At 64.3% G+C, this 26550-nt stretch carries 24 protein-coding genes and 1 pseudogene; 8 read left to right on the top strand and 17 right to left on the bottom strand.

All coding sequences use genetic code 11. The features are described from left to right. The 9 genes and pseudogenes from G584_RS12545 to G584_RS0109740 form a co-directional block, all read right to left on the bottom strand. Window positions 1-186: pseudogene (locus tag G584_RS12545) on the bottom strand (IS256 family transposase); the annotation flags it as partial. After that, a complete protein-coding gene (locus tag G584_RS12145; protein WP_051209241.1) occupies window positions 179-1114 on the bottom strand; it encodes an MFS transporter in 936 nt (311 codons plus the stop codon). The pseudogene G584_RS12545 and the gene G584_RS12145, both read right to left, overlap by 8 nt. After that, entirely contained in the window at window positions 1102-2370 is a 1269-nt protein-coding gene (locus G584_RS0109710; RefSeq protein ID WP_028494453.1) for a TRAP transporter large permease, read from the bottom strand. The genes G584_RS12145 and G584_RS0109710 overlap by 13 nt, the downstream gene beginning before the upstream one ends. A 4-nt stretch (window positions 2371-2374) precedes the next feature. Beyond that, window positions 2375-2833 (bottom strand): TRAP transporter small permease, encoded by a 459-nt coding sequence (locus G584_RS0109715; protein WP_028494454.1) that lies wholly within the window; start codon window positions 2831-2833, stop codon window positions 2375-2377. After that, window positions 2833-3879 (bottom strand): DctP family TRAP transporter solute-binding subunit, encoded by a 1047-nt coding sequence (locus G584_RS0109720; RefSeq protein ID WP_028494455.1) that lies wholly within the window; start codon window positions 3877-3879, stop codon window positions 2833-2835. The genes G584_RS0109715 and G584_RS0109720 overlap by 1 nt, the downstream gene beginning before the upstream one ends. A gap of 1 nt (window position 3880) precedes the next feature. Next, window positions 3881-4123: a lipoyl domain-containing protein gene (locus G584_RS0109725; RefSeq protein WP_028494456.1), complete on the bottom strand. Its 243-nt coding sequence runs from the start codon at window positions 4121-4123 to the stop codon at window positions 3881-3883. After that, entirely contained in the window at window positions 4114-5094 is a 981-nt protein-coding gene (locus G584_RS0109730; RefSeq protein ID WP_028494457.1) for an alpha-ketoacid dehydrogenase subunit beta, read from the bottom strand. Before G584_RS0109730 ends, G584_RS0109725 begins: the two co-directional genes overlap by 10 nt. After that, window positions 5091-6062, bottom strand: coding sequence for a thiamine pyrophosphate-dependent dehydrogenase E1 component subunit alpha (locus tag G584_RS0109735; RefSeq protein WP_028494458.1), 972 nt, complete (start codon window positions 6060-6062; stop codon window positions 5091-5093). Before G584_RS0109735 ends, G584_RS0109730 begins: the two co-directional genes overlap by 4 nt. After that, window positions 6049-6885 carry a TrmB family transcriptional regulator gene (locus G584_RS0109740; RefSeq protein ID WP_051209244.1) on the bottom strand — a complete coding sequence of 279 codons (837 nt, stop codon included), beginning with the start codon at window positions 6883-6885 and terminating at the stop codon, window positions 6049-6051. Before G584_RS0109740 ends, G584_RS0109735 begins: the two co-directional genes overlap by 14 nt. Window positions 6886-7181: 296 nt before the next feature. Here G584_RS0109740 and G584_RS0109745 point away from each other — a divergent pair, with 296 nt between their 5' ends. The 5 genes from G584_RS0109745 to G584_RS0109770 all read left to right on the top strand — a co-directional run bounded on the left by G584_RS0109745 (window position 7182) and on the right by G584_RS0109770 (window position 12858). After that, entirely contained in the window at window positions 7182-8174 is a 993-nt protein-coding gene (locus G584_RS0109745) for a LacI family DNA-binding transcriptional regulator (RefSeq protein ID WP_028494460.1), read from the top strand. Between the two features lie 88 nt (window positions 8175-8262). After that, a complete protein-coding gene (locus G584_RS0109750) occupies window positions 8263-9567 on the top strand; it encodes a sugar ABC transporter substrate-binding protein (protein ID WP_028494461.1) in 1305 nt (434 codons plus the stop codon). A gap of 43 nt (window positions 9568-9610) precedes the next feature. Beyond that, a complete protein-coding gene (locus G584_RS0109755; RefSeq protein ID WP_028494462.1) occupies window positions 9611-10531 on the top strand; it encodes a carbohydrate ABC transporter permease in 921 nt (306 codons plus the stop codon). A 2-nt stretch (window positions 10532-10533) separates the two neighbouring features. Then, on the top strand, window positions 10534-11391 hold the full coding sequence (locus G584_RS0109760; protein WP_028494463.1) for a carbohydrate ABC transporter permease: 858 nt from the start codon (window positions 10534-10536) through the stop codon (window positions 11389-11391). 171 nt (window positions 11392-11562) lie between these two features. Continuing rightward, window positions 11563-12858 (top strand): GH1 family beta-glucosidase, encoded by a 1296-nt coding sequence (locus G584_RS0109770; RefSeq protein WP_276324495.1) that lies wholly within the window; start codon window positions 11563-11565, stop codon window positions 12856-12858. 66 nt (window positions 12859-12924) lie between these two features. On the opposite strand, the gene ppdK is transcribed toward G584_RS0109770, so the two are convergent. After that, entirely contained in the window at window positions 12925-15531 is a 2607-nt protein-coding gene (ppdK, locus tag G584_RS0109775) for a pyruvate, phosphate dikinase (protein ID WP_038051042.1), read from the bottom strand. A 108-nt stretch (window positions 15532-15639) separates the two neighbouring features. On the opposite strand from ppdK, the gene G584_RS0109780 reads away from it, so the two are divergent. From G584_RS0109780 to G584_RS0109790, 3 genes are all read left to right on the top strand, one after another. Further along, a complete protein-coding gene (locus tag G584_RS0109780) occupies window positions 15640-16779 on the top strand; it encodes an MFS transporter (protein ID WP_028494466.1) in 1140 nt (379 codons plus the stop codon). 47 nt (window positions 16780-16826) lie between these two features. Beyond that, window positions 16827-17819: a pyridoxal phosphate-dependent aminotransferase gene (locus G584_RS0109785; RefSeq protein WP_028494467.1), complete on the top strand. Its 993-nt coding sequence runs from the start codon at window positions 16827-16829 to the stop codon at window positions 17817-17819. Window positions 17820-17999: 180 nt separating this feature from the next. Beyond that, complete coding sequence (locus G584_RS0109790; protein WP_028494468.1) at window positions 18000-19913, top strand: cobyric acid synthase; 1914 nt, start codon at window positions 18000-18002, stop codon at window positions 19911-19913. Here G584_RS0109790 and G584_RS0109795 read toward each other — a convergent pair. The 7 genes from G584_RS0109795 to G584_RS0109825 all read right to left on the bottom strand — a co-directional run bounded on the left by G584_RS0109795 (window position 19910) and on the right by G584_RS0109825 (window position 26547). Continuing rightward, window positions 19910-20707 carry an SDR family NAD(P)-dependent oxidoreductase gene (locus tag G584_RS0109795; protein ID WP_028494469.1) on the bottom strand — a complete coding sequence of 266 codons (798 nt, stop codon included), beginning with the start codon at window positions 20705-20707 and terminating at the stop codon, window positions 19910-19912. The two genes, G584_RS0109790 and G584_RS0109795, sit on opposite strands and share 4 nt — an antisense overlap. Window positions 20708-20803: 96 nt before the next feature. Then, window positions 20804-21226, bottom strand: coding sequence for a thioesterase family protein (locus G584_RS0109800; protein WP_028494470.1), 423 nt, complete (start codon window positions 21224-21226; stop codon window positions 20804-20806). A gap of 2 nt (window positions 21227-21228) precedes the next feature. Then, window positions 21229-22566, bottom strand: a complete 1338-nt coding sequence (locus G584_RS0109805) for a phenylacetate--CoA ligase family protein (protein WP_028494471.1) — start codon at window positions 22564-22566, stop codon at window positions 21229-21231. Then, the gene (paaI, locus tag G584_RS0109810) at window positions 22566-23027 is read right to left on the bottom strand and encodes a hydroxyphenylacetyl-CoA thioesterase PaaI (RefSeq protein WP_028494472.1); all 462 of its coding nucleotides are present in this window, start codon (window positions 23025-23027) and stop codon (window positions 22566-22568) included. Before paaI ends, G584_RS0109805 begins: the two co-directional genes overlap by 1 nt. Before the next feature lie 3 nt (window positions 23028-23030). Beyond that, the gene (locus G584_RS12150) at window positions 23031-23819 is read right to left on the bottom strand and encodes an ABC transporter ATP-binding protein (RefSeq protein WP_051209247.1); all 789 of its coding nucleotides are present in this window, start codon (window positions 23817-23819) and stop codon (window positions 23031-23033) included. Further along, window positions 23816-25570 (bottom strand): branched-chain amino acid ABC transporter ATP-binding protein/permease, encoded by a 1755-nt coding sequence (locus G584_RS12155; protein ID WP_038051044.1) that lies wholly within the window; start codon window positions 25568-25570, stop codon window positions 23816-23818. The genes G584_RS12150 and G584_RS12155 overlap by 4 nt, the downstream gene beginning before the upstream one ends. Next, a complete protein-coding gene (locus G584_RS0109825) occupies window positions 25570-26547 on the bottom strand; it encodes a branched-chain amino acid ABC transporter permease (RefSeq protein ID WP_028494473.1) in 978 nt (325 codons plus the stop codon). The genes G584_RS12155 and G584_RS0109825 overlap by 1 nt, the downstream gene beginning before the upstream one ends. Window positions 26548-26550: the final 3 nt, after the last annotated feature.

Consider the following 26550-nt stretch of genomic DNA (forward strand, 5'->3'; position numbering starts at 1 on the left):
GCTTGCGGGGGTAGTAGCCGTTCCTGCGGCCTCCGTGCACCTGCAAGAAGGCCGTCCGGTCCAACTCCAGAACCGTCTGCAAAACCTCGGCCACCTCTCCCGCACCGCTTCCCTCAGCAAGATTCGCAAGGTATCCTGGTCCACGGGGCACCTCCTCGTGCTAAGGTGTGCCCCCCTATTAAACACGGACCCTTACACATAAATCCTTACACGACCGGAAGAGACCGGCTGTGAAGAAGGCGATACCAAGAAGCAAAGAACATTTTGTACCGCAATGGCCAGCCAGTATACCAGCCAACACCCCTCCAACAACGGATGCGGCGTTGAGAATCAGGAGCCACAATCCTACCAGGCGAGCATCCAGGCCTACCTCGTAGGCATAGGCCCCCGCCCATAGGCTCTGCACGGCGAAGAACCCACCAATGTAGGCAAACGCCACCAAGCTCAGGGAAACCAAGCCCCAGCTAGCCACTCCTGGAGAGTCCTCCTTATCGACGGATAGGGGGATAAAACCCCTTAGGACACCCCCGGGAACCACGCCAGGCCGGTTCTTCGCTGACGGTGGATCCCGGGGAACCGTGCATAGCCCCACAAAGGCCAGGACAAAGGCGAGTAAGGCCAACAGCAGAAAAGCTCCCTGCCAGCCCACGCCTTCGGTTACGTAAGCCATAGGCGAGGTAGCCAGAAGCCCGCCCAAGCCTCCCAGGGCCACGGTAAACCCGCTTAAAGCGCCCATATGAGCGGGAATGTGCAACTGGTAAGCCCTCACGGCACCCACCAACGCCAAGGCCACACCGGCCCCCATGAGGGCGCGTCCAATCAGCAGAAGGGCAAACCCTAGGCCCAGGGCAAAGAGAAGGGAACCAAGACCCGCAACAAACAGGAGGGGGAAAAGCACCCTGCGTGGACCGTACCTGTCCAAGAGCCAACCCAAGGGAAGTTGGGCCAGGGCAAAGGCCAGGTAAAAGGAGGCCGTTAGACTTCCTAGAGCTGCCGGGGAGAGCCCGAGGTCCCCAGCCAATGGGCCCGCCAAAACAGCATTGGCAGAACGCAGTAGGTACGAAAGGGCATAGCCCAGGGCATAAGGCAGTAGCCGGAAGGCTAACCGCCCCATAGGACGCGCCGCAAGAAGGGCCAGTAGGCCAGCAGGAGGAGGCCCACCGCCGAGGCCAGGACGAAAGGCCAGATCTCCCGCCAGATCTTCTCGATGGGCAATCCGCTAATCCGGGCGCTCACGAAGAGGTTCACCGCCACCGGTGGGGTGATCTGCCCGATGGCCATGTTTACGGTCATGACGATGCCCATCCACACCGGATCCCAACCCATGTGGAGCATAACCGGAAGCAGGATGGGCAGGGTCAGGTAGTAGATGCTCACAGCATCCAAAAGCATCCCCAGCACCAACCAGAAGAGGTTGAGGACGAGCATCAGGACCAGGGGATTTCCAGACCACTCCAGAAGGACCTGGGAAGCCCTTCCCACCAGGCCCACGGTGTCCGCAGCCCAGGCGAAGATCCCCGCCCAGGCCACGATGGCCATGACCACAGCGCTGGATACTCCCGCCTCCACCAGGAGAGGAACGAGATGGGCGGGGCGCAGGGTCCGGTAGACGAAGAAGCCCACAAATAGCCCCCAAAACACCCCCACGGCGGCCGCCTCCGTGGGGGTGAAGACCCCGCCGTAGATGCCCCCCAGGATGACCAGTGGGGTCAGGAGCCCGGGCACCGCCTCGAGGAAGAGGTGGAACCGGGGCACCCCCACCTCCACCGCTTCCCCCCAGCCCCGGGCCCGGACCACCAGAACCGCAGCCAGGCCCAGGAGCCCCCCTATGAGGATTCCCGGAAGGATCCCCGCCCAAAACTGCTGGGCCACCGAGGTGCTGGCCAGGGTAGCGTAGACGATCAGGGCGATGGAAGGAGGGATGATGATGGAGAGCTCCGCCGAGGCGGCCACCAAGCCAGCGGCGAACCCCGGGGCATACCCTTGGCGCACCATCATGGGGATGAGAATCCCTCCCAAAGCGGCCACGGTGGCGGGGCCCGAACCGGACACGGCACCCCAGAACATCCCGGCCAGAACCGTGGTTATCGCCGCCCCCGCCCGCCATCCCCCCATGAGGGCCAGCAGAAGGCGCACGATCCTCTCGGCGATGCCGGCCCGGTCCATCACCGCCCCAGCCAGGATGAAGAAGGGGATGGCCAGTAGGGGAAACTTGGCAATGCCCGCCTGGAAGTTGAAGGAAACCACCTGAAGCCCAAGCCCCCCGGCAGCGATCACGCAAACAGCGCTGGCCCCCAAAGCAGCGGCCACGGGAACGCGCAACAGGAGGAGGGCAAGGAAGAGCCCTATGAGGAGGACCCCAAGCCCCATCCGCCTACCCCCGAAGGCTCCGCCACACCCCTTCTAAGGCGCGAAAGGCCACCCAGAGGGCCAGGAAGGGGGTGGGCAGGGTGTAGACCGCATTGGGCAGGCCCAGGGAGGGGGAGGTGGTCCTGAGGAAGAGGTCGTCCTGGGCCTGCCTCCAGGCCAGTAGGGCCAAGAGCAGGAAGAGGAAGCCAAACACCGCAAAGCCCAGGGCAACAAAACCCCGGCGCCAGGGCCCTGGAAGAACCTCAGTCAGGGCCACAAAGCGGATGTGGGCACCCTCCTGGCCCTCGCGCAAACCGATGGCTACGCCCAGCAGGGTGGCCCAGACAAAGGCGTTCACCAGGAGTTCCTCCGTGAAGGCCAGGGGATAGCGCAGGAAGTAGCGGGTAAGCACGTTGGCGAAGGCCAAGGTGACCATGCCGCCCAGGAGCAGGGCTAAGAGGGTTTCCTCTACCTTGCGCAGCATCACTTGGCCCGCTTCTTGTCCGCCTCCGCCTGGACGATCAGGGTCCCCCCAATCTCCCCCATCCACCGCTGGACCACACCCGACACCCGCTCCCGGAAGCGGCCGATCTCCAGGGGCGTCAGGACCGTGACCTGCACGCCGTGGGACCGGAGATAGGCCAGCGGATCGGCGATCTCCACCTTCACCCCCTGGGAGGAAAGGTAGCGGAGGGCGGTGCCGTCGTCCATTCCCGCGCGGGCCAGGGCCTTCTGGTAACGGGCCGCCTCGAGGGCAGCCTCCTGGATGGCCTTCTGCACATCGCTGGGGAAGGTGCGCCAGGTCTGGGCGCTGGCGGCGAAGATCAGGGGATCGATCACGTAGTTCCACACCGTGAGGTAACGCTGTCCAAGCTCCCAGAGCTTATAGGGAATGATCACCCCCACGATGGGGTTCTCCTGGCCCTCGATGACCCCCTGTTGCAGGGCGGTCAGCACCTCCGCCCAGCTCATGGAGGTGGGGTTAGCCCCAAGGGCACGGAAGGTATCGATGAAGATGGGGGCCCCCACCACCCGGATCTTCAGCCCCTGGAGGTCCTCCGGGGTGCGGACGGGCCGCTTGGAATTGGTGAGCTGGCGATACCCGTTTTCTCCCCAGGCTAAGGGTTCCACCCCCAACTGCCTTAGCCGTTGGAAAATGGCCTTACCTGCTTGACCCTCCTCCACCGCATCCAGCTCCCTATAGCTGGGGAAGAAAAAGGGCAGGTTGAAGAGGTTCAGCTCCTTCACCTGGGGAGACCAGTTGATGGTGGAGCCGATGGCGAAATCGGCCACGCCAGTGCGCAAAAGCTGGAACTCGTTGGTCTGCTGTCCGGCAAAGAGCTGGCCCGAGAAGTAGACCTTGATGTTGACCCGGCCCCCCGTCTTCTCCTTGACCAGATCGGCGAACCTCTGGGCCCCCATGCCCCAGGCGGTGTTGGGAGCCACCACCACGGAGAGCTTGTACTCGCTCTTGAACTGGGCGAGAGCGAGTCCCAAGAGCACCAGGATGCCGGCCAAGATCCTCTTCATCTCACACCTCCTCGTAGTACCCCAGAATTGCGCCCACGGGGTAGGTTCTGCCTACCTCCGCCAAGGCCTCCCTCAAGACGCCATCCGCCTCGGCCTCCACCTCCACCAAGGCCTTGTCGCTTTCCACCTGAAAGAGGGGTTCCCCACGGCGAAACCGCTCACCCACCTCCTTGAGGAAACCCTGGAAGGTTCCCTCCTGCATGGTGAGGCCGAGCTGGGGCATCAGGATGGGTTTTAGCGCCACGCCAACACCTCCTTTGCCGCTTTGAGGATGTCCTCCACCTGGGGAAGAACCCGGCGCTCCAACGGAGGGCTAAAGGGAATGGGCACATGGGCCGCCCCCACCCGCGCCACGGGGGCCTTGAGCTTTCCCCAAAGCCTCTCCTCCAAGGTGGCGGCGATCTCGGTACCCGGACCCAGGAAGCGCCACCCCTCGTGGGCCACCACCGCCCTGCCCGTCCTTTCCACGGAGGCCAGCAGGGTATCCCAGTCCAGGGGATAGAGGGTCTTAAGGTCCACCACCTCCGCCTGCACGCCCTCCCCGGCCAGGAGTTCGGCAGCTTCCAGAGCCTTGTGCAGGGTCAGGGAGTAGCTGATGAGGGTGAGGTCCGTCCCCGGACGCACCACCTCCGCCCGGCCCAAGGGGACCAAGTACTCCTCCTCGGGGACAGGCCCTTTTCGCGGATAAAGGGCCTTGTGCTCAAGATAGAGCACGGGGTCCTCAGACCGAATAGCGCTTTTTAATAGACCCTTGGCATCCTTGGGGGTAGCGGGGGCCACCACCTTGAAGCCCGGCAGGTGGAGGAAAAGGGTCTCGAGGCTCTTGGAATGATGGGCGCCAGCGGAACGGATGGCCCCATCCGGGGCCCGGATCACCAGGGGAACCCGGAGCTTGCCCCCGGACATGTAGCGGATGCTGGCCGCCTGGTTGGCCAGCTCATCCATGGCCAGAAGAAGGAAGTCCGCGAAGTGGATGTCCAAGACGGGACGGGCACCCACCAGCGCCGCCCCCAAGGCCGCCCCCACCAGGGTGGGCTCGCTGATCGGGGTATCCCGAACCCTTTCCAGGCCGAACCGCTCCGGCAACCCTTTGAACTGCCCGAAAATGCCCCCCTGCTTGGCGATGTCTTCCCCCATAAGAAAGACCCGAGGATCCCGGGCCATCTCCTCCTCCATGGCCTCCCGGGTGGCCTCGGCAAAGGTGATCTCCCTCATCCCTCCCCCCACGGGTAGTCGCCCACCGGCTCGGCGAATAGGTCTGTCAGGGCTTCCTCCGGATCTGGCCACGAGCTGCGCTCCGCAAAGGCCACCGCCTCCTCCAGAAGCTCCTCCTCTTCCCTTTCCAGGTCCTCGAGTTCTTTCTGGGCAACGCCTGAGGCCAGGAGCTTACCCCGGGCGATGGCCAAGGGATCCCTCCTTCGGGCTTCCTCCACCTCCTGGCGGCTCCGGTACCGCTCGGGATCACCCACATAATGCCCCTTAAAACGATAGGTGTGCACCTCCAGGAAGGCTGGCCCCCGGCCCATGCGAATGCCGGAGAGGAGTTCGGCCGTAGCCCCATAGACCTCCTCCACGTCGGTACCATCCGCTTCCAGATACGGCACCCCATAGGCGGCGACCAGGGCGGGAACACGGAAAGCATGGCTCTCCTCAAAACCGGTGGTGGAAGCATACCGGTTGTTTTCCAGAACAAAGAGCACGGGAAGCCTCCACAGGGCCGCCAGGTTCAGCCCCTCGTGGAGCACCCCGCGGCCCAAGGCCCCATCCCCGAAGAAGCAGAAGACCACCCCCTCCCGCCCCAAAACCCGGAGCCCCAGCCCGGCACCCACGGCGATGGGGATACCGCCAGCCACGATGCCGTTGGCCCCCAGCATCCCCCGGTCGGCGTCAAAGAGGTGCATGCTCCCCCCCTTTCCCCGGCAGATCCCCGTCTTACGGCCGAAGAGCTCCGCCATCATGGCCCTCGGTTCGACCCCCACCGCCAGGGCGTGGCCGTGACCCCGGTGCGTGCTGGTGAGGTAGTCCCCCGGACGGTAGTGGGCCAAGACTCCTGCCGCCACGGCTTCCTGCCCGATATAGAGGTGGACAAAGCCAGGGATCTTTCCCGCAAGAAAGAGGCGCTCCACCCGCTCCTCGAAGCGGCGGATCCGGTACATGAGCCGGTAGAGGTCAAGGAGCCCCATGAACCTCCTCCCCCGTCACCATTTGCCTGAGATCCTCCCGTCCCGTCCACAGGGCGGTGAGCTTGTCCACCCCGTACGCAAGGGTCATCTCCGCCAGAACCACATCGTGGCGCACATATTCCTCCGCCACGAGCACAAGGGCAGGATCCCGCGTACGAACGGCCCAGCTATCTCCCTGGCTACTGAGGTTGCCCACCACCACTTCTTGATGATCCCGAACAACCACGAAAAGTCGGGCACGAAGCCTGCCTTCCACTACTTTGGGATCGACGAAGTGATGGTAGTAAACCTTTCCCAGTCTGGGATCAGCCCGATCCCCAAAAAGCACGAGGCGGATCCGCACACCTCGCTCTCGAGCGTTCAACAAGGCGTCGTGAAGAGCATCCAACTGCTCCTGCCACAAGGACAGGGTAAGGGCCCCCTGGGCCTGCTCCACCAAGGACAGGGCCTCGGTCAGGGTCCTATCTGGCCCGCGAACCCGCCAGATGGCCTCTGCAGGCCGCTCTGGAGTCAGCCGGGACAAGCTCTCCTTAGCACGGGAAAGCTTGCCCATCACATCCCGCTGTAGGCGGGAAAGTAGCTCTTCCGGCGGAACGGCTCCGTAGAAAACGCCCTCCTTATCCTCGATCCGGTATGCAGCTCCCCTTGTCACGAGGCGCTCCAGGGCCTGATAGACCATCGAGCGGGGCACGCCGCTTGCCTTGGCCACCTCATATCCCTTCTGCCTACCCCCACGCAACAGGGCCAGATAAGCCCTGGCTTCATACTGGCTGAAACCGAGAGCCTGTAAATCCCTAAGGGCGATGGCAGCGGGATCCATCATATACGGGCGTAGTTAGCCTCCTGACGTCTTTAGGCATAGGCTATCACCCACCCCGCCCCATGTCAAGCTGGCAGCGCGCGGCCCAAAACTTGCTTCAAACAGGGCGCTGCTAAGCGGAATCTTCCCATTGGCAGAGAAAACTAGCCTTCCCACTTTTCGGGAATGGAAACGCTTTTTGGGAAACAATCGCTTCCGGCGCATGGCGGTTTGGGGAGGATAACCCGTAACGCCAAAAGGGTCAGAGGCCCCCTCTTGCAAGCGCTTTCACCCCATGGTATAGTGACGGACAAGACACCATGGTGCGCAGTCGCCCAACCATTGAGGAGGTCGCCCGCCGCGCTGGGGTCTCGCCGGCCACCGTTTCCAGGGTGCTGAACGGCACAGCAAGGGTTTCCCGGGATAAGGTCCGGGCCGTCCTCGAGGCCGTGGAGGCGCTAGGCTACACTCCAAGCCCCCAGGCCCAGAGCCTAGCCAAGGGCCGCTCCTACGCGGTGGGAATCATCCTACCCGACTTCTCCAGCGCCTTTTACGGGCCCATCCTCGAGGCCATCACCCTGGAGCTGGAGTCCACCCCTTTCCGTCCCATCGCCGTACCCGGCCATTGGAGCCTGGTGCGGGAACTCGAGGCCCTGGACTTCCTCAAAGGGCACCGGGTGGAAGCCCTCCTACTTTTGGGAACTTCTTTGGAAAGCTCGGCCCTCAAGAACTTGGATATGCCCGTACTGGCCTTCGGACAACCCCTGGAGGGACCCAGGGTATGGTCCTTAGTGCTGGACAATCGCCAAGCGGCCTACCGTGCCACCCGCTACCTCCTCGACAAGGGGCACCGGAAGATTGCCCACATTTCCAGCCACCGGGGAGGCATGGACATTCGCGAGCGGCTTCTTGGCTACCGCAAGGCCATGCGGGAAGCCGGCCTCGAGGTTCGGGTGGTCTACGGCAACCTTCAGGAAGACGGCGGATACAGGGCCACCCAGGAGCTTTTAAGCCGCTACCCCGACACCACGGCTATCTTTGCCGCAAACGACCAAACCGCCTTTGGGGCCAGGCTCTACCTCTTTGAACAGGGCGTGCGCGTACCCGAGGACATCTCCCTTGTGGGCTTCGACGACATTCCCTTGGCGGCTTATCACATTCCCCCCCTTACCACTGTCCGCCAGCCCGCAGGGGAGGTGGGCCATGCCCTTATAGAAGCCCTAAAAAACCTTCTTGAAGGAAAGGAGCCCCAATTCCCTTTCATCGCCTTGGACCTCGTGGAGCGGGCTTCGGTAAAGGAGGTGGGAACCTGAGCTGAAAAAGGAAAGCGGGTTTCCGTAGGGCCCAAAGGCAACTAGGACTTCAGCCGCCCTTGAGGCAAGCGAAAGAGGAGGTTTGCGTATGCTTAAGAAAGCGCTTTCAACCCTTCTCTTCCTCCTGTCCGTTAGCTTTGGACAAAAGACCCTCGAGGTATGGATCATGCCCAACTCAGGCCAACCGGCAGAGGACTTCAAGGCCTTGGTAGCGCCATTTGAGCGGGCCAACAACGTGGAGGTTAAGGTTACGGTACTGGACTGGGGCGTGGCCTGGACCAGGATCACCGCCGCCGCCACGAGCGGGGTAGGCCCCGACATCACACAACTGGGCACCACATGGGTGGGAGCTATAAGCGCCATGGGTGTTCTAGAGCCTCTGGACGATGTGCTCCAAGCTCTTGGCGGTCAACAAGCCTATCTCCCCGCTGTCTGGAACACCACCCGCCTGGCCGGATCCCGCCAGGCCACCGCCATGCCGTGGTTTTCCGAGCTCAGGGCCTTTTACTATCGCACCGACGCCCTGCGATCCGCCGGAATCAATCCCGCCCAGATGTTCTCCAGCTGGCAAAACTTCGAGGCGGGTTTGGAGCGCCTGGCCCGCTCCTCCTTCACCGACCCCGAAACCAAGCAGCGCCTTTTCCCCTTTTGCACCGCGGGAAAGAACTCCTGGGATGTGCTCCATAACGCTGCTCCCTGGATATGGGGCGCCGGTGGAGATATCGTCAGACAGGTGGCTGGACGGTGGCAAAGCGCCTTGAACACCCCGGAGAGCCTGCAAGGCCTTTACTTCTTCCTCTCCCTAGCGCAGAAGGGCCTCATCCCCGCGGAAAGCCTGGAAAAGAACACCGCCCAGATTGAGGCCGACTTCCAAGCAGGCCGATGCGCCACCTTCGCCAGCGGTCCTTGGATGATCCAACGGGCTCAGGTACCCGAGGCCAAGGGAGGGTTCGCGGAACGGCCGGCCGCCAAGAACCTCGGCGTAGCCCCCTACCCTCCGGGTCCAAAGGGGCGTTACACCTTCTTTGGAGGCTCCAATCTGGCCATCTTCACCTTTTCCAAGAACAAGCCTCTGGCCAAGGAGCTTCTGAAGTACCTGGGTAGCCTCGAGGCCCAACTGGCCTACGCTAGGGCTACCGGAATGTTGCCTGCTTTGCGGGCCGCTTGGAACGCTCCGGAAATCCAGGGTAACCCCCTAATGCGCACCTTTATCCAGGCCGCCCAGTTCGGGCGCACCTACCCGAGCCTGGCGGGGTGGGGCGGGGTTGAGAACCTGGCCGTCCAGCACCTGGGCATGGCCTGGGACCTGGTGGCCCAGAAGAAGCTCACCCAGGAAGGGCTTAAGGACCTCATGGACAAGGCCTCCAACGCCATCAACGGGGCCCTGAGGTAGCAAAGGGAAGGGGGCAAAGCCCCCTTCCCTTATCCCCTAGACCATGGCTCACCTTTGGAAGAAACACGGTCTAGCCTACCTTTTCGTCGCCCCTGCCATTCTGGGCATGCTCCTCGTCCACTACGGGCCCATGCTTCAAGGCATCTATATGGGTTTCCTGGACCTCCGCCTGGAAACCCTGCGCCTCTACCTCTCCGCCCCTTTTGTAGGGTTCGCCAATTTCCAGGAGATTCTCTTCGACCCAAGCTCCACCTTCCGTACCGGCTTCGTCCACGCGGTACGCACCACCCTCCTTTACGCATTGGCCGTAAACACCTTGACCTTATCCCTTGGCCTCCTCATGGCCCACGTGCTCAACCGCCCCCTGGTGGTGCGGGGTCTACTCCGCACCCTTTTCCTCCTCCCCTGGGTAGTGCCCAGCTATGTGGTGGGATTGTTGTGGGGCTTCATGTGGCTTAAGAACGGCGTCATCAACACCCTCCTGGTGGAAATCCTTCGTCTCCTACCGGAAAAACCCCATTGGCTCATCGGACCCCTGACCTTCGTCGCCATCGTTCTGCCCACCGTCTGGCGGAGCTGGCCCTTCGTAATGGTCACCTACCTCGCGGCCCTCCAGAGCATTCCTCAGGAGCTTTACGAAGCAGCCCGGGTAGACGGGGCCACTCCCTGGCAGCGGTTCCGCTTTATCACCTGGCCCTACCTTCGCCCTGTAACGGCCATCCTCCTCCTCTACGGGCTCCTGGGCACCCTCTACAGTTTCAACATCGTCTACATGATGTTCGGCCACGGGGCTGGCTACCCCGGGGAATGGGGGGACCTTCTTATGACCAACCTCTTTCGCAACACCTTCGGCATGTGGAACTTCGGACTGGGCGCAGCGGCCAGCACCCTTTATATGCTCCTTACCTTGGCCCTCATCCTATTGTGGTATCGCGCTTTCCACGAGGACCTGAGAGCGAGGTGAACATGCGCGAGGAACGGTGGGTAACCTACGGCGCATGGGTGGTGCTCGTCCTGATCCTCACGCTGCAGCTTTTCCCTATCGCCTGGATGGTCAATACCTCCCTAATGACCCAGCTGGAGGCCGCCACAGGAAGCCTCCTACCCAAAACACCCCGATGGGAGAACTACTTGGACATCTGGAGGGTTCTGCCCTTCTTTCATTACCTGAAAAACTCCCTCCTCGTCTGCTCGCTCACCACCCTCTTCGCCTTGGGGATAGCTACCCTGGCGGGCTATGCCCTGGCTCGCTTTCGCTTCCCCGGAGCGGAACTCTTCGGGGGAAGCGTTCTCCTCACCCAGGTCATCCCGGGCATTCTCTTCCTCATTCCCATCTACATCATGTACATTGCCTTTCAAAACTGGGTCCGGCAGGCCCTTGGCCTCGAGATCCGCTTAGTCGGCACCTACCCGGGTCTTATCCTGACCTACACCGCCTTCTTTGTTCCCATTAGCATCTGGATCTTGAGGGGGTTCTTCGCTTCCATTCCCAAGGAACTGGAAGAAGCGGCCCTGGTGGACGGGGCTACCCCCTTTCAGGCCTTCCGCCAAGTCATCCTTCCCCTGGCCCTCCCCGGAATCGCTGCCACCGCAGTTTACATCTTCCTCACCGCTTGGGATGAGCTTCTCTTCGCGCAAATCCTCACCAACGAGGCCACCGCCACCATCCCCGTGGGCATTCGTAACTTCGTGGGCAACTACCAAAACCGTTACGACCTGGTCATGGCCGCTGCCACAGTGGCCACGCTCCCCGTGCTCGTTCTCTTCTTCTTGGTGCAGCGGTGGCTGATCCAAGGGCTAACCGCTGGGGCGGTGAAAGGATGAGGAAAGCCCCTGCGCACCCCTACCCTCGCCGCGCCCAGCCTCCCTTCCAACCGGAAATCCCCGGCTGGAACCTGGGTCCAACCCTCCCTCCCCAAACCCAACCCCACCCCGTGCCCAGGTCCCAGGCGGGGAAGGGCTTCCTGCTCACCTCAAACTAAAAGGAGGTTGACCGTGAACGCGAACTCCTTCTTGTTTGGCGTGGCCACCAGCGCGTACCAGATCGAGGGCAGCACCAAAGAGGATGGGCGTGGGCCCTCCATATGGGACGCCTTTGCCCAGCGAAAGGGTACCATTCGTGACGGCAGTACGGGCGAACCCGCTTGTGACCACTACCGCCGCTGGCGGGAGGACCTTGCCCTAATGAAGGAACTGGGTATAGGGGCCTACCGCTTCTCGATAGCCTGGCCGAGGGTTCTCCCGGAAGGGAAGGGGCGAGTGAACCCCAAGGGCCTTGCCTTCTACGACCGGCTGGTGGATGGGCTCTTGGAAGCTGGGATTACCCCTTTTATCACCTTGTACCACTGGGATCTGCCCCTGGCCCTTGAGCAACGGGGAGGGTGGCGAAGCCGGGAAACCGCTTACGCCTTCGCCCAGTATGCGGAGCTCGTCGCAAGAAGCCTGGGAGACAGGGTCCCTTTCTTTGCCACCTTGAACGAACCCTGGTGCAGCGCTTTCCTGGGGCACTTTACCGGAGAACACGCTCCAGGTCTCCGCAACCTCGAGGCAGCCCTTCGAAGCGCCCACCACCTGCTCCTAGCGCATGGCCTCGCCGTGAAGGCCCTCCGCGCATCTGGGGCAAGGCAGGTGGGCATCGTCCTTAACTTTACCCATATAGAAGGAGAGGACAGGGAAGCCGTGGCACGGGCGGACGCTTACCATAATCGCTTTTTCCTGGATCCACTCCTGGGCCTCGGCTACCCCCAGGGGATCTTCTTGGCGGAGCATCCGATGCCTATCCAGCCGGGTGACATGGAAATCATTGCGGCACCCATCGACTTCCTCGGGGTGAACTACTACACCCGGGCCAGGGTGGCCCCAGGCGAGGGGCTATACCCTGTGCGCTATCTTCCCCCCAAGGAAGCCACCACCAGCATGGGTTGGGAGGTGTACCCCGAGGGTTTATACCTGCTCTTACGGCGCCTTTCGCAAACGACCCCCTGGCCCCTTTACGTTACCGAAAACGGCGCCGCCTACCCTGACCGCTGGCGGGGAGAAGAGGTGGTGGAAGATCCCGAACGGGTTGCCTACCTTCAAGCCCACCTCGAGGCCACCTTGAAGGCTAGAAGGGAAGGTGGGGATATCCGTGGGTACTTTGTCTGGAGCCTTCTCGACAATTTTGAATGGGCTCAAGGCTACACGCAACGCTTTGGCCTTTTCTATGTGGACTACCCAAGCCAGCGTCGCATACCCAAGCGAAGCGCCCTCTGGTACCAAAAACGCATCGCCGAGATCACCGCTGATCCCTGAAAACTCCCTGGGTTAAAGAGCCAAGCCCAGGGGGGTAAGCCCCCCTGGGCTTCCTTCAGGTTTCGGTCAGGTGCCAGCGTACCTCGAGGCCCGAAGCCCCGCCTGGGCTGCGGCAAGCCGGGCGATAAGCACCCTGAAGGGGCTCGCCGAGGTGTAATCCAGGAGGTCGGCCACAAAGGCCACGCTGCGGGCCTCGCCCCCATGTTCCCCGCAAAGCCCTACCTTAAGCCTGGGGTTAGCCCGCTTCCCTTCCTGCACCGCAAGCCGAAGAAGCCTTCCCACCCCCTTCTCGTCCAGGCGCTCCGTGGGGTCGAAGGGGAAAAGCCCTTCCTCCACGTACTGGGGCAGGAACTTCCCGGCATCGTCCCGGGAAAGACCAAAGGCCATCTGGGTGAGGTCGTTGGTGCCAAAGCTGAAAAAGTCCACCAAGGGAGCGATCTCCGAAGCCAGGAGGGCCGCCCTTGGAGTCTCGATCATGGTGCCGAAGGGGATGGGGCCGTACTCCCGGAAAAGCTCCTCCGCCAGGGCCTTGGCCCTTTCCACCTCCTTGGGATCCGCCACCAGGGGAACCATGACCTCCGGGCGGGGATCAAAACCCTCTTCCCTTAGCTCCTTGGCCGCCTCCAGGAGGGCCCGGAGCTGCATGCGGAAGATGCCCGGCCTGAGGAGCAAAAGCCGGATGCCCCGAAAGCCCAGCATGGGGTTCTGCTCCGCCAGGGCCTTGGCCCGCTCCCAAAGGGCCTTGGCCTCCTCGTCCCCGGCCTCCGCCTGCGCCTTCAGTTCCTCGAGGGAGGGCAGGAACTCGTGGAGGGGAGGATCCAGGAGGCGTACGGTCACCGGGAGGCCATCCATGGCCTTGAGGATGCCCTTGAAGTCCTCCTTTTGGAAGACGAAAAGCCGCTCCAAGGCCTCGGCTTCCTCCTCCGGGGTGCGGGCCAGGATCAATCGCCGAACCCAAGGCAGGCGTTCCTCCTGGAAAAACATGTGCTCGGTACGGCAAAGCCCGATCCCCTCGGCGCCGAAAGCCCGGGCCCTTTGGGCATCCAGGGGGGTATCGGCGTTGGCCCTGACCCCCAGGGAACGGTGAGGCTCCGCCCAGGAAAGAAGCTTATGCAAAAGCTCCTCCTCGGCCGCTTCAGCCAGGGGCACCGCTCCCAGGTAAACCTCCCCGGTGCTCCCGTCCAGGGTAAGCAGCTCCCCCTCCCGGATCTCCAGGCCGTCCACCCAGGCCCGACCTTCCTCGGGAACCACCCTCAAGGCTTCCGCCCCCACCACCGCCGGCACCCCCAGGCCCCGGGCCACCACCGCCGCATGGGAGGTCAAGCCCCCCCGGGCGGTGAGGATTCCCTTGGAAAGGTACATGCCGGTGATGTCCTCGGGGGTGGTTTCCGGGCGCACCAGGATGGTGGGAAGCCCTTGAGCGGCGTAGCGCTCCGCCGCCTCGTTGCTGAAGACCGCATGGCCGAACGCCGCCCCTGGGCTTGCGGGAAGGCCCCGCAGAATGGGCTTGGGAGCCTTCTCCCGGTCCACGGTGGGCTTGAGGAGGCCGGGCAGGGCGTTGGCCTCCACCCGGAGCACGGCCTCCTCCTTGCTGATCAGGCCCTCCTCCGCCATCTCCACGGCGATGCGCACCGCGGCCTGGGCCGTGCGCTTGCCGGAGCGGGTTTGGAGCAGGTAGAGCCTCCCCCGTTCCACGGTGAACTCAAAATCCTGCATGTCGCGGAAGTGGCGCTCCAAGAGGTGGGCCACCCGCTCGATCTCCCTATAGAGCTCGGGGGCGTACTCCTTGAGGCGGGAAAGGGGCTCGGGGGTGCGGATACCCGCCACCACATCCTCACCCTGGGCGTTCCGGAGATATTCCCCGTAGAGGCCCTTCTCCCCGGTGGCGGGGTTACGGGTAAAGCCTACCCCGGTCCCCGAGTCCTCCCCGAGGTTCCCGTAGACCATGGCCTGGACCACCACCGCCGTGCCCAGGTCCTCCGGAATGCCGTAGATGCGGCGGTAGGTTTTGGCCCGGGGATTCAGCCAGCTGCGGAAGACCGCCTCGATGGCCCCTTGCAGCTGAAGCCAGGGGTCCATGGGGAAGGGCGTACCCCGCTCTTGCAGGTGGCGCAGGTATTGGAAGGAAAGCGCCTCGAGGTCCTCGGGGGAAAGCTCCGTGTCGCTTTGCACACCCCGCTTCTCCTTCAAGGCAGAGAGCATGCCCTCAAAGACCTCCGCCCTCTCCCCCAAGACCACCTCCCCGTACATGGAAAGGAGCCTTCTGAAGGCATCCCAAGCGAAGCGGGGATTCCCCGTAGCCCGGGCCAGGCTTTCTACTCCTTCCAAGGAGAGGCCCAGGTTGAGGATGGTGTCCATCATCCCGGGCATGGACACCGGGGCCCCGCTCCGCACAGAAACCAAAAGGGGAGGGGTGCTCCCCTCCCCTTTGCCGAAGCGCTTGCCTACTAGGCCCTCGAGGGCCGCCAGCTTGGCCCGGACCTCCTCCCACAGGCCCGGCACCGCCCCCTCCTTGAGGAAGCGGCGGCAAGCCTCCGTGGTGATAATGAGGGCCGGGGGGACGGGAAGCCCCGCCTGGGCCATCTCCACCAGCCCAAACCCCTTGCCACCCAAGAGGTCCCGGGAAAGGCCCCGGGCTTCGGAAAGGAGATACACCTGCGTGCGCGTACCCACGCCCCTAGTTTCCCCCGGGGCATGGAAACGTGGAAAGGTGTAAGGCCCGGAGGTCTACACCGCTTCGTGCCCTACCCACCCTGGCCCGGTTATGGGTAGGCTTTTCCCGTGGACTCGAGGCTCGTGGCCCTCCTCTTCGGCGTACTCCTCGGAACGGTGAGCGAAAGCAGCCTGGCCCCCGCCCTCCCCCTCCTGTCCCGGATCTACGGGGTAGGTCCGGATACCGCCCAGCAGGCGGTTTCCGCTGGGCTTTTGGGAGCGGCCTTGGCCTATTTGCCCGTGGCCTGGCTGGCCCGCCACCTGGGTGCCGCGCGGCTTTTCCGCCTGGGCCTGATCCTGCACGCCGCCTTGGCCTTGGCCCTAGCCCTGGCCTCGAGCCTTCCCTACCTCATCCTCCTCCGCCTGGCCCAGGGAGTGGCCACCGCCATGGTGGTGGGCCTGGTGCCCGGCCTGGCCACCAGCGCCTTTCCCCAGGCCCGGGGTTACGCCATGGGCATGGTGGCCAGCACCGTGGCCACCGGCACCCTCTTGGGCCCTGCCCTTGGGGGCTTGGCCGCCACCTGGGGCCTTTCCTATGTCTTTCTCCTCCCCCTTCCCGTGGGGCTTCTGGCCCTCTTCCTCTCGGGCAATCTTCCGGAACTTCCCAGGCAGGAAGGCTCTCTAAGGCGCTTGCTCAAGGCCTCTGGGTTCCTTCAGGCCCTCGCGGCCACCTCCTTGTACTTCCTCCACACCCTGGGCACCACCGTGGCCTTGGCCTTCCACCTGGGGGCAGAGGGGTTCTCCCCCAGCGCCATCGGCACCCTTCTCCTCCTCAATCCCTTGCAACTTCTCCTCCTGGGTGCCTGGGCCGGCCGCACCGCGGACCGCCTGGGGTATAACCGCATGGCCCTCCTTGGGGCCTACCTCCTGGTGGCCGCGGGCGTGGGCTTCGCCCTCTTGGCCCTTTGGCACCCCCTCTGGGGCTCGGCCCTGGGGCTCCTCCTCCTGGGGATAGGACGGGCCCTTTTTCAAGCGGCCAACAACGCCCTGGTGCTCTCCCTGGCACCTGGGGGCCTCGAGGGGCTGGCCTCGGGTGCCCTGTCCGTGGCCCGGGCCCTGGGCCAAGCCCTGGGAAGCGCCCTGGCCGGGGGTTCCCTAGCCTTCTTCTACGCCGTCCTTCCCAACCACCGCCTGGCCTTCGCCGCCACCCTCTTGCTCCTCACAGGCCTCATGGGCCTTTCCGCCTGGCTGGTGCGGGCCAGGGGTTAAGGGCCAGGCCACACTCCGGAGGAGCAAAAGGAGCGTAGCATGTAGCCATGCTGGACGATGCGCTGAGGCCCATCCACGGTGGGCCCGATGGGGGTCCTGAGCCCCTCTACGACTTCTCCACCAACGCCAACGCCCTAGGGCCCAACCCGGTGATCCTGGAGTACCTCAGGCAGGCCGATCCAAGCCGCTACCCGGACCCCCTCTACCATAGAACCCACCGCCTTTTGGCCGAGGCCCACGGGGTTCCGGAAAGCCATGTGGCCGTGGGCACGGGCACCAGCGAACTCATCCACCGCCTGGCCCGCTGGAACCCCCTCAGGGGCCCCATCCTCCTCCTTAAGCCCACCTTCAGCGAGTACGCCAGGGCTGCGCGGGCCCTGGATCTGCCCCTTTTTGAAGCGGGAAGCCCGGAGGAGTTCCTGAGGCTTCTACCCCGAAGCTCCTTGGCCTTCCTCTGCGTGCCCAACAACCCCACGGGGGAGGTGTACCCCTTCCTGGAGGAGGCCGCACAACGGGCCGGGGGGGCCTTGGTGTTGGATTTGGCCTACTACCCCCTTATGGAAAAGCCCTTTCCCCTGCCCCAAGGAGCTTGGCGCCTGTACAGCCCCAACAAGGCTCATGGCCTCACTGGGATACGGGCCGGGTACCTTTTGGCCCCCATAGACCTCACTCCCTTCCGCCATCTGGCCCCTTCCTGGCCGGTTTCCGTCTACGGGGAGGCCCTCCTCTTAGGCCACCTGGACCCAGAGGCCCAGGGGTGGTTGGAGGAGAGCAAAAAGGAACTCATCCGCCTGCGCCGTCTCCTAGCCCAGGGCCTACGGGAGCTAGGCCTACCGGTGCGGGAAAGCCCGGCCAACTTCCTCCTGGTGCGGGTGGGGCAGGCCACGGAAGTGGCCAGGAGGCTAAGGGAAAAGGGCATACGGGTAAGGGACGCCACCAGCTTTGACCTGCCCGAGTGGCTAAGGCTTTCTGCACAGAAGGAGGAGGCCATAGAGGCCCTCCTGGCAGCCCTCGCCGAGACCCTGGCCGCGAGGGCCTGATGGAGGATTGAACCCTGATGAGTGTGGAAAAGGGATGGCTTAAAACATGGCCCTGGTTCCCCTCGCCTAGGACACCTCGGCCCACTGGGCCAAGCCTGAAGGCCCAGAATGGCTGGGAGGGAACAGAGAAGGCTTGCACGTTGACCAAGACCTCCTTCGCACCGGTTTCGGAGGTTCAGGGTGAAGGCTAAGGCGCTCATCATCTGGGGAACGGGAAGCGGGGTGGGAAAAAGCCTCATCACCGCTGGGCTCCTCAGGCACTTCCGGCGCCTGGGCCTCCGGGCAGCTCCCTTTAAGGCCCAGAACATGTCCAACCACTCCCGGGTGGTGGCGGGCGGGGAGATGGCCAGCGCCCAGTGGCTCCAGGCGGTGGCGGCAGGGACCGAACCCGATCCTCGCATGAATCCCATCCTCATCAAGCCCATGGGCCTCGAGGGAAGCCAGGTGGTGGTCCTGGGCCGGGTGGACCCCCTTCTTTCCCGGCTTTCCTGGAAGGAGCGAAGACCCCATCTGGAGGCTCCCGTACGGGAAGCCCTGGAGGCCTTAGGAAAGGAGTTCGACCTCCTGGTCCTGGAGGGGGCAGGAAGCCCAGTGGAGCGGAACCTTTGGCCGGACCTCCCCAACCTTCAGGTGGCGGAGTGGGCGGGGGCCCAGGCCCTCCTGGTGGCCGACGTGGACCAGGGAGGGTCCCTGGCCGCCCTCTACGGCACCTGGGCCCTGCTGGGGGAGCACCGGGAGAGGCTCCTTGGCTTCGTCCTCAACAAGTTCCGGGGGGACATCCGCTTGCTGGAACCCGCCTACCGCCTCCTGGAGGGCTGGACGGGAATCCCGGTCCTAGGCACCCTGCCCATGCTTCCCCTGGAGTTGCCCGAGGAGGATGGATTCCGCCACCACCCGAGAAAGAGCCTGGGCCCAAAGGTGGCCATCCTCCGCTACCCCCATGCCTCCAACCTGGACGAGTTCTGGCCCCTTTCGGAACTGGCCCAGCCTGTGTACGCCCGTACCCCCGAGGAGGCCCAGGGAGCCGAGCTCCTAATCCTGCCGGGAAGCCGCCTGCCCGCCAGGGACCTGGCCTGGCTCCAGGGTTTCCTACCCCTCCTGCGGGCCCACCTCGAGGCGGGAAAACCTGTGCTGGCCATCTGCGGGGGAGCGGAGATGCTGGCCCAGGCCATCCTTGACGAGGAGGGGGTGGAGGTCAAGGGGGTTTTCCCAGGCCTAGGCCTCCTTCCCTTCCAGGTGCGGATGCTCAGGGAGAAAACGGTACGCCCGGCCGGGGTGGTCTTCCGGGGGCTTTCCGGCTTCTGGGCCAGGTTGAACGGCCTGAGGGCCCAGGGTTACGAGATCCACCACGGCCAGGGGATCCCCTTGGTGCACCAGGAGGGGCCCCTTCTCGCCACCTGGCTTCACGGCCTTTTGGAAAATCCTGGGGTGCAGCGGGCCCTCTTCGGCCAGGAGGCCAAGGCCCTGGAGGCAGTCCTGGACCAGCTGGCCGACGCCTTAGAGGAGCACCTGGACCTCGAGCACCTCCACCGCCACCTAGGGCTTAGGCCAAACCCTTCCCCAGCGCCCAGGGGGAAAGAGGAATCCCTTGACCCCCCACCTCCCCCCGGCCTCATCCTCCTCCTGGGCGGGGCCAAAAGCGGGAAAAGCCGCCACGCCCAAAGGCTTGCCGGCCCCTGGGCCACCCTCATCGCCACCGCGGAGGCCCGGGATGGGGAGATGGCGGAGAGGATCGCCCGCCACCAGGCGGAACGTCCCCCCACCTGGGAAACCCTGGAAGAACCTTTGGACCTGGTGGAAGCCCTTAAGAGGGCCCGTTACCCCACGGTGGTGGTGGACTGCGTCACCCTTTGGGTTTCCAACCTTCTGGAGAGGGACCGCGATCCTCTCGCGGAAGCCCGGCAGTTCCTGGAAGCGGTTTCCTCCAGCGGCAAGCGGGTCATCGCCATCTCCAACGAGGTGGGGATGGGGATCGTTCCCGCAAACCCCCTGGCCCGGCGCTACCGGGACCTCTTGGGAGAGGTGAACGCCCTTCTGGCGAAGGCGGCCCAGGAGGTCTACTTGCTTATTGCAGGCAGACCCCTGAAGCTTTAGGAGAGCAGGTGGCGCATGCGTTTTTGGATCACCCGGGTAGCCCAAAGGGGGCTGATCCGGTAAAGCACATCCATGCTCCTGGCATCCTGGCCCAGGAGTATGCGGAAGGCATCCCGCTCCACTCCATCCAGTAGCATCTTCGCCGCCTTCGCTGGCTCCAGGATAGGGATCCTGGCTTCCCCACCCACCCTCGGTGCCTCAACCCCCGAGTGCTCGGCAATAGCCGTGCGCATGGCCCCCGGCAAAACCAGGGTAACCCGCACGGGGGTACCTTGGAGCTCCGCCCAAAGCCCCTCGGTGAGCAGCTTGAGGGCAGCCTTAGAGGCTCCATAGACCGTCTGCCCCGGTACGGGCAGAAATCCCCCCATGCTGGACACGTTGACCAGATGGGCCTCAGGCCGGGCCAAAAGCAGGGGTAAAAAGGCCTTTATCATGTAGAGGGTACCGTAGAAGTTTACCCGCATCACCCGTTCTATGGTGGCGTAGTCCAGGTCCTGCAAGCGCTTGAAAGGCTGGATGATGCCTGCATTGTTGATGAGGCCATCCACGGCTCCATGTATGGCCACCACCTCCTGGGGAAGGGCTTCCACCCGTTCCCTATCGGTGATATCCAGCTGGTGAAGGCTTAAACTGGCCGCTTTGGCCCCTGCCTGCTCCCTGGTGGCCTCGAGGCCCTCCCGCCTTAGGTCCACCGCCGCCACCCGGGCACCCCGGTATAGCAGCTCCAGGGTGAGCGCCTGCCCTAAGCCACTTCCCGCCCCGGTGACCACCATCACCTTGCCTGCCAACCTCATCTGAACCCCTATTTCCAGGGTACACCCCGAGCCCTCCGAAAGGGCTCGGGGCATCCCGGGGGTATCCCGGGGACCTCTTGGACCAGATCTAGGCAGCTAGACCCTTCCCCTAGCCTCCCACCTCTCCCGCAGCCGGGCGAAGAGGGCCTCCACCTTCTCCTTGGGGAGGATCACCTGTTCCGTGCGCCCCCGGCCAATCAGGTCCCCAAGCTCGTTGTAGGCCTCCATGCTGGCGTAAACCCGGTTCCCCTCCGTACGCTCGTGGCGAGCGACGATCCTCACCCGCATTCCCGGAAGCGCCGAGGCCAGGTGGCGCACCTCCACATAGCTGCCGATTCCCTCCTCCCCCTCCTCCAGGAAGGGGAGGATGATCTTGCGTCCAGCCAGCTCCATGTGCTTGGCCATCCAGTAGGTGGCATAAACGGGATGGACCGGGCCGAGCTCCTCGAAGTTCACGGTCATCTCGGGGGTGACCACGGTCTCAAAAACCGCCTGGAAGCCAGGGGGAATGGGACGCATGGCTACTTCTTGCGCAGGTCCAGAACCCGCCTCAGCTTCCCCCCCTCGCTCCTCGGGGCCTCCCCTGGGGCCAGGAGGGTCACCTTCATGCTCACCCCGATGCTGTCCTTGATCTTGTGGGCCACCTTCTCCCTCAGGGCGTGGAGGCGGTGGTCCGCCTCGATGACCTCATCGGAAAGGGCTTTGCGCCCGATCTCCTGGAAGAAGGCTTCGGAAACCTCCACCTTGAGCTCGGCCTCGTCCAGGGTACCCTCCCGCCGCACCACGATCTGGTAGTAGGGCTCCACCTCGGGTATGCCCGAAAGCACCGCCTCCACCTGGGTTGGGTACACGTTGACCCCGCGGATGATGAGCATGTCGTCGGTGCGGCCCAGGATGGGCCCCATGCGCACGTGCGTGCGGCCACAGGAGCAGGGCTCATGGGTAATAAAGGTGAGATCCCCCGTCCAGTACCGCAAGAGGGGCATGGCCTCCTTGGTGAGGGTGGTGAAAACCAGAACCCCCACCTTGCCCTCAGGAAGGGGCTCGCCGCTATCCGGGTCCACCACCTCGGGCAGGAAGTGGTCCTCCCAGATGTGGCTCCCCTGCCGTTCCTCCACGCACTCGTTGGCAACCCCGGGACCGATGATCTCGGAAAGCCCGTAGATGTTGGTGCTCCTCACCCCAAGCCCCTCGTCCACCTGCTTCCTGATGGTCTCGGTCCAGGGCTCAGCGCCCAACACGGCGTATTCCAGGGAAAGCTCCTCCGGGGAAACCCCCCGCTTCCTGAACTCCTCCGCCAGGGTCTGGGCATAGGAGGGGGTGCAGGAGATCACCTCCGGGCGGAAGTCCTGAATGAGCATGAGCTGGCGCTCCGTCATGCCGCCGGAAACGGGGACCACCGTCATTCCCAAGGCCTCCGCCCCCCCGTGCAGACCCAAGCCCCCGGTGAAAAGCCCGTAACCATACGCGTTGTGGAGCATCATCCCCGGCTTAGCCCCCGCCGCGGCCAGGGAACGGGCCACCACCTCCGCAAAGACCTGGAGGTCGTTTTTGGTATAGCCCACCACGGTGGGCTTGCCGGTGGTGCCGCTGCTGGCGTGGATGCGCGCCAGCCTTTCCCGGGGCACGGCAAAGAGGCCAAAGGGGTAGTGTTCCCTGAGGTGGTCCTTTTTGGTAAAGGGGAGCTTAGGGAGGTCCTCGAGGGTCCGCACTCCCTTCGGGTCCACCCCTGCCTCGTCCAGAAGCCGCCGGTAGAAGGGCACCCTCTCGTACACGTAGGCCACGATGGCCCTAAGCCTTTCCTCCTGCAAGGCCCTCAGCTTTTCCCTGGGTAGGGTTTCCAATTCCGGTTGGTACATCATCCCTCCACCTCCTCCTTGCGCCAAGCGTTCTGCCCGGAAGGTAGCCCTTCCCCTGAACCGGGAAAGGCATTTCCCTCCAGGCGAAACACCGTTCCCGTGAATAAGGCCACCAGTTTCCCCTCGGACACCACCTCCACCCGGTAGGTGGCGGTGCGCCGGGAGAGGTTGACCTCCTGGGCTCTCGCCTCCACCCGCGCCCCGGCGGAAAGGGGACGGAAGTAATCCATGCGGCAGGATAGGGCCACGGCGGGCCCCCGGGAGTTGGAGGCCAGGGCGAAGGCGCTATCCGCCAAGGCGTAGAGAAATCCTCCATGCGCGGTGCCGTGGAGGTTTAAGTGCGCCTCCCCCACCACCCCGGCCACCACCGCCTCCCCCGGGGCCAGGTGCCGAACCTCGAGGCCCAAGGTCCGCATGAAGGCATCCTCCAAGCGTTCGCCCTGGGAAGCAGCCTGCCCCATTCCCTAGCCCTCCTCCTCCGGGTGTTCGCCTGGCGAAGCAACCAGGGGTTCGCCCTCGGAAGCAGCCACCTCCGGCTCCCGGGAAAGCCCCAAATAAGCCTCCACCACCCGGGGATCCTGCCTCAGGGCCTCGGCGGGCCCCTCGAGGACCACCTCCCCCGCCTCCAGCACCAGCCCGCGATCCGCTAGGGCCAAGGCCACCTTAGCGTTCTGCTCCACCAAAAGAAGGGTGGTCCCTTGGGCTTTGAGCTCCCCAAGGATGCGGTAGATTTCCTGCACCATCAGGGGAGCCAAACCCAGGGAGGGCTCGTCCAGGAGGAGGAGCCGGGGCCTGGCCATAAGGGCGCGGCCGATGGCCAGCATCTGCTGCTCCCCGCCGGAAAGGGTGCCAGCGGGCTGCCTCCTCCTCTCCAAAAGCCTGGGGAAAAGGGTGTAGACCCTTTCCAGGTCCGGCCTCAGGTTCTCCCTGCGGCGAAAACGGGTAAAGCCTCCCAGGAGGAGGTTGTCCTCCACGGAAAGCCCGGGGAAGAGGGCCCGGCCCTCCGGCACCAGCACCAGACCCCGGGAAAGAAGGGCCTCCGGGCTTCGCCCCCGCACCTCCTCCCCGTCCAGGAAGACCTTCCCCTCCGCCTGGGCCAGGCCCAAGAGCCCCCTCAGCACGCTGGTCTTCCCCGCTCCGTTGGGGCCGATGAGGGTAAGGGCCTCCCCCTCCCTCAGGGAGAAGCTCACCTCCCGCACCGCCTCGAGGGGCCCGTAGCGCACGGTGAGACCCTGAACGGAAAGGAGACTCATGCCACCTCCTCCTCTCCCAGATAGGCCGCCCGCACCAAGGGGTTCCTCTGGACCTCCTTGGGCGTGCCCTCGGCGATCTTCTCCCCGTAGTTCATCACCACCACCCGGTCTGCTAGGCCCATGATGAGGTCCATGTCGTGGTCCACGATGAGCACCGTGTAGCCCTCCCTGGCCAGGGAGCGGAGGAGGGAGGCAAGCTCCCGCTTCTCCTGGGCCCTGAGTCCCGCAGCGGGCTCGTCCAGGAGGAGCACCTCGGCCCCCGAGGCCAGGAGCCGGGCGATCTCCAGCAGGCGCTGCTGGCCCACGGAAAGGCGCTCCGCCTTTTCCAGGGCCAAGGACTCCAGCCCCACCCGCTTCAGGGCCCAGTAGGCGGAGGCCAAAGCCCGCTCTTCCTCCTTGCGGGAAAGGCCCAGAAGAGCCTGGAAAAAGCCCGCCCGGGTACGGCTGTACGTGCCCAAAGCGGCGTTCTCCAGCACCGTGAGCTCCAGGAAAAGGTGGGGATGCTGGAAGGTGCGGCCCAAACCCATGGCGTGGATCCGGTAAGGAGGAAGCCCCGTGATCTCCTTACCGAAAAGATGGACCTGGCCCCGGTCGGGGAGCAAAGCCCCCGCCACCAGGTTAAACAGGGTGCTCTTCCCCGCCCCGTTGGGACCGATTAAGGCCAGGATCTCCCCCCGCTTCAAAGTGAAGGAAACCCCTGCCACCGCCATCAGCCCCCCGAAGGACTTCTGCAGGCCCCGGACCTCCAAGACCACTTCACCCCGGGGGCCGTCGGGGCTCTTGAGGGGAAGGGGTTCCGCCTTGGGCAACCCCTGGCCCCGGTTTGGCAGGTACCGCTCCACCATGGGCCAGAGGCCCTTGGGGGCCAGGATGAGGATCAGGGCCAGAATGAGGCCATAGCCGATGGTTTCGTAGTTGCCCTGTTGCCCCAAGAGGAGGGGCAGGAGGTCCTTTAACCAATCCTCGAGGCCGGTGAAAAAGGCCGCTCCCAGCATCACCCCGGGAATGCTCCCCACTCCCCCGGCCACGGCCATCACCAGGTACTTGATGGAAGCCTCCAGGGAAAAGGGCGTGGGGTTGACGAAGCGCAGGAAGTGGGCGTACAGGAAACCCGCCAGGCCGGCTATGACCCCCGAGAGCAAAAAGGCCTTGAGCCTGAGGGCTGCCGGGTCCACGCCGAAGCTGGCCGCCGCCAGGGCATCCCCCCTCAGGGCCAGAAGGGCCCGCCCGATACGGCTTTGGCGCAGGTTGTAAAGGGCCAGGACCAGGAGGACCAGGAGGAAAAGGGTGAGGAAGGCGTAGTGGAAGCCGGTGTCCAGGGAGATGCCGAAGAGGTGGATCGGGGGAAGATCCGTAAGCCCCGTATGCCCCCCGGTGAGCCCCACCAGGTTCCCCGCCAGGATGTACAGGGCCACCTGCCAGGCGATGGTGGAAAGAGGAAGAAAATGCCCCTTAAGCCGCACCGTCAGAGCACCCAGGAGCAAAGCCAAAAGAAGGGCGGAGAGGAGCCCGGCCCCAAGCCCAAGCCAAGGGGAAAGCCCAGCCTTGACCGTGAGGAGGGCGGTGGCGTAGGCCCCCATGCCCATGAAGGCCGCCTGGGCGAAGCTGGTCATCCCTGCCAGACCCGTGAGCACGTAGAGGGAGAGGGCCACCATGGCGGAGAGGGCGAAGAAGTTCAGGAGGGTGAGGTAGTAGGGAAAGGGGGACAGGGCCAGGGGCAACAGGAGCAACAAAAACCAGAGGTAGCGCATCACTCCTCCACCGTGCGCGCCCGCAGGCTCTGGTAGAAGAGAGCGGGCACCAAGAGCAGGAAGACCAAAGCCTCCTTGTAGGCGCTGGCGTAGAAGCTGGTGAAGCTCTCAAAGAAGCCCACAAGGAGGGCTCCCAAAAAGGCCACCGGGTAGCTGGCAAGCCCCCCCAGGATGGCGGCCACGAACCCTTTAAGCCCCAGCATGAAGCCCATGAAGTAGGCGGCGTTGATGAGGGGGGCCAAGAGAAGCCCGGAAAAAGCCGCCAAGAGGCTGGCGATGCCGAAGGCCACCATCCCCGCTTCCTCCGGGCGTATCCCCAAGAGCCTGGCCCCAAGCCGGTTCTCCGCCGCCGCCAAAAGCGCCTTTCCGAAAAGGGAGAAACGGAAGAAGAGGTAAAGGACCATCAGGCTCAAAGCGGCGAAGAGGAGGACCAGAACCCCCTGCCAGGAGAGGCCCACCACCACCTCTCCCGAAAGGAGAGGGGCGGGACGGAACTGCTCGGGACCGAAGAAGACGAGGCCCAACCCCTGGTAGGCCACGTGGAGGCCCACGGCCATGATGAGGAGGGAAAGCACCGTGGCCCCCCGCATGGGCTGGAAGAAGACCCGGTAGGTGGCCACCCCCAGGTACACCACGAGGAGCACCGCCGCCAGATAGGCCAAGGGAGGAACCCCTTTAGCTAGAAGGAAGAGGAGGAAAAGCCCCACCCCGCCCACAAGGGGCAGAAGGGCTCCCCGGCCCCGGGCCATGAGGGCCCAGGCCCCTCCCAGGGCCAGGGCCAGCCACAGGGTGCCGGGGAGCTTGCCCTCGAGGAGCCACACCAGGGAAAGGGGGGCGAACATCAGAAGCTCCCCGATGGGCACCAGGATCACCCGGGTGACGGCAAAGACCAGCACCAGGGACAGGGCCAGAAGGCCGTAGACCACCCCGTTTTGCAACCCGTCCAAGAGGAGGAAGCTGAGGATGGTGGCGTCCATGGC

Source organism: Thermus antranikianii DSM 12462, from assembly GCF_000423905.1.
Lineage (GTDB): Bacteria > Deinococcota > Deinococci > Deinococcales > Thermaceae > Thermus > Thermus antranikianii.

Bases quoted from the DNA above. Each gene is read 5' to 3' on its own strand.
- G584_RS12145 (WP_051209241.1), bottom strand. From the start codon at position 1,114: ATGGGGCGGTTAGCCTTCCGGCTACTGCCTTATGCCCTGGGCTATGCC.
- G584_RS0109710 (WP_028494453.1), bottom strand. From the start codon at position 2,370: ATGGGGCTTGGGGTCCTCCTCATAGGGCTCTTCCTTGCCCTCCTCCTG.
- G584_RS0109715 (WP_028494454.1), bottom strand. From the start codon at position 2,833: ATGCTGCGCAAGGTAGAGGAAACCCTCTTAGCCCTGCTCCTGGGCGGC.
- G584_RS0109720 (WP_028494455.1), bottom strand. From the start codon at position 3,879: ATGAAGAGGATCTTGGCCGGCATCCTGGTGCTCTTGGGACTCGCTCTC.
- G584_RS0109730 (WP_028494457.1), bottom strand. From the start codon at position 5,094: ATGAGGGAGATCACCTTTGCCGAGGCCACCCGGGAGGCCATGGAGGAG.
- G584_RS0109735 (WP_028494458.1), bottom strand. From the start codon at position 6,062: ATGGGGCTCCTTGACCTCTACCGGCTCATGTACCGGATCCGCCGCTTC.
- G584_RS0109740 (WP_051209244.1), bottom strand. From the start codon at position 6,885: ATGATGGATCCCGCTGCCATCGCCCTTAGGGATTTACAGGCTCTCGGT.
- G584_RS0109745 (WP_028494460.1), top strand. From the start codon at position 7,182: ATGGTGCGCAGTCGCCCAACCATTGAGGAGGTCGCCCGCCGCGCTGGG.
- G584_RS0109750 (WP_028494461.1), top strand. From the start codon at position 8,263: ATGCTTAAGAAAGCGCTTTCAACCCTTCTCTTCCTCCTGTCCGTTAGC.
- G584_RS0109755 (WP_028494462.1), top strand. From the start codon at position 9,611: ATGGCTCACCTTTGGAAGAAACACGGTCTAGCCTACCTTTTCGTCGCC.
- G584_RS0109760 (WP_028494463.1), top strand. From the start codon at position 10,534: ATGCGCGAGGAACGGTGGGTAACCTACGGCGCATGGGTGGTGCTCGTC.
- G584_RS0109785 (WP_028494467.1), top strand. From the start codon at position 16,827: ATGCTGGACGATGCGCTGAGGCCCATCCACGGTGGGCCCGATGGGGGT.
- G584_RS0109795 (WP_028494469.1), bottom strand. From the start codon at position 20,707: ATGAGGTTGGCAGGCAAGGTGATGGTGGTCACCGGGGCGGGAAGTGGC.
- G584_RS0109800 (WP_028494470.1), bottom strand. From the start codon at position 21,226: ATGCGTCCCATTCCCCCTGGCTTCCAGGCGGTTTTTGAGACCGTGGTC.
- G584_RS0109805 (WP_028494471.1), bottom strand. From the start codon at position 22,566: ATGTACCAACCGGAATTGGAAACCCTACCCAGGGAAAAGCTGAGGGCC.
- paaI (WP_028494472.1), bottom strand. From the start codon at position 23,027: ATGGGGCAGGCTGCTTCCCAGGGCGAACGCTTGGAGGATGCCTTCATG.
- G584_RS12150 (WP_051209247.1), bottom strand. From the start codon at position 23,819: ATGAGTCTCCTTTCCGTTCAGGGTCTCACCGTGCGCTACGGGCCCCTC.
- G584_RS12155 (WP_038051044.1), bottom strand. From the start codon at position 25,570: ATGCGCTACCTCTGGTTTTTGTTGCTCCTGTTGCCCCTGGCCCTGTCC.
- G584_RS0109825 (WP_028494473.1), bottom strand. From the start codon at position 26,547: ATGGACGCCACCATCCTCAGCTTCCTCCTCTTGGACGGGTTGCAAAAC.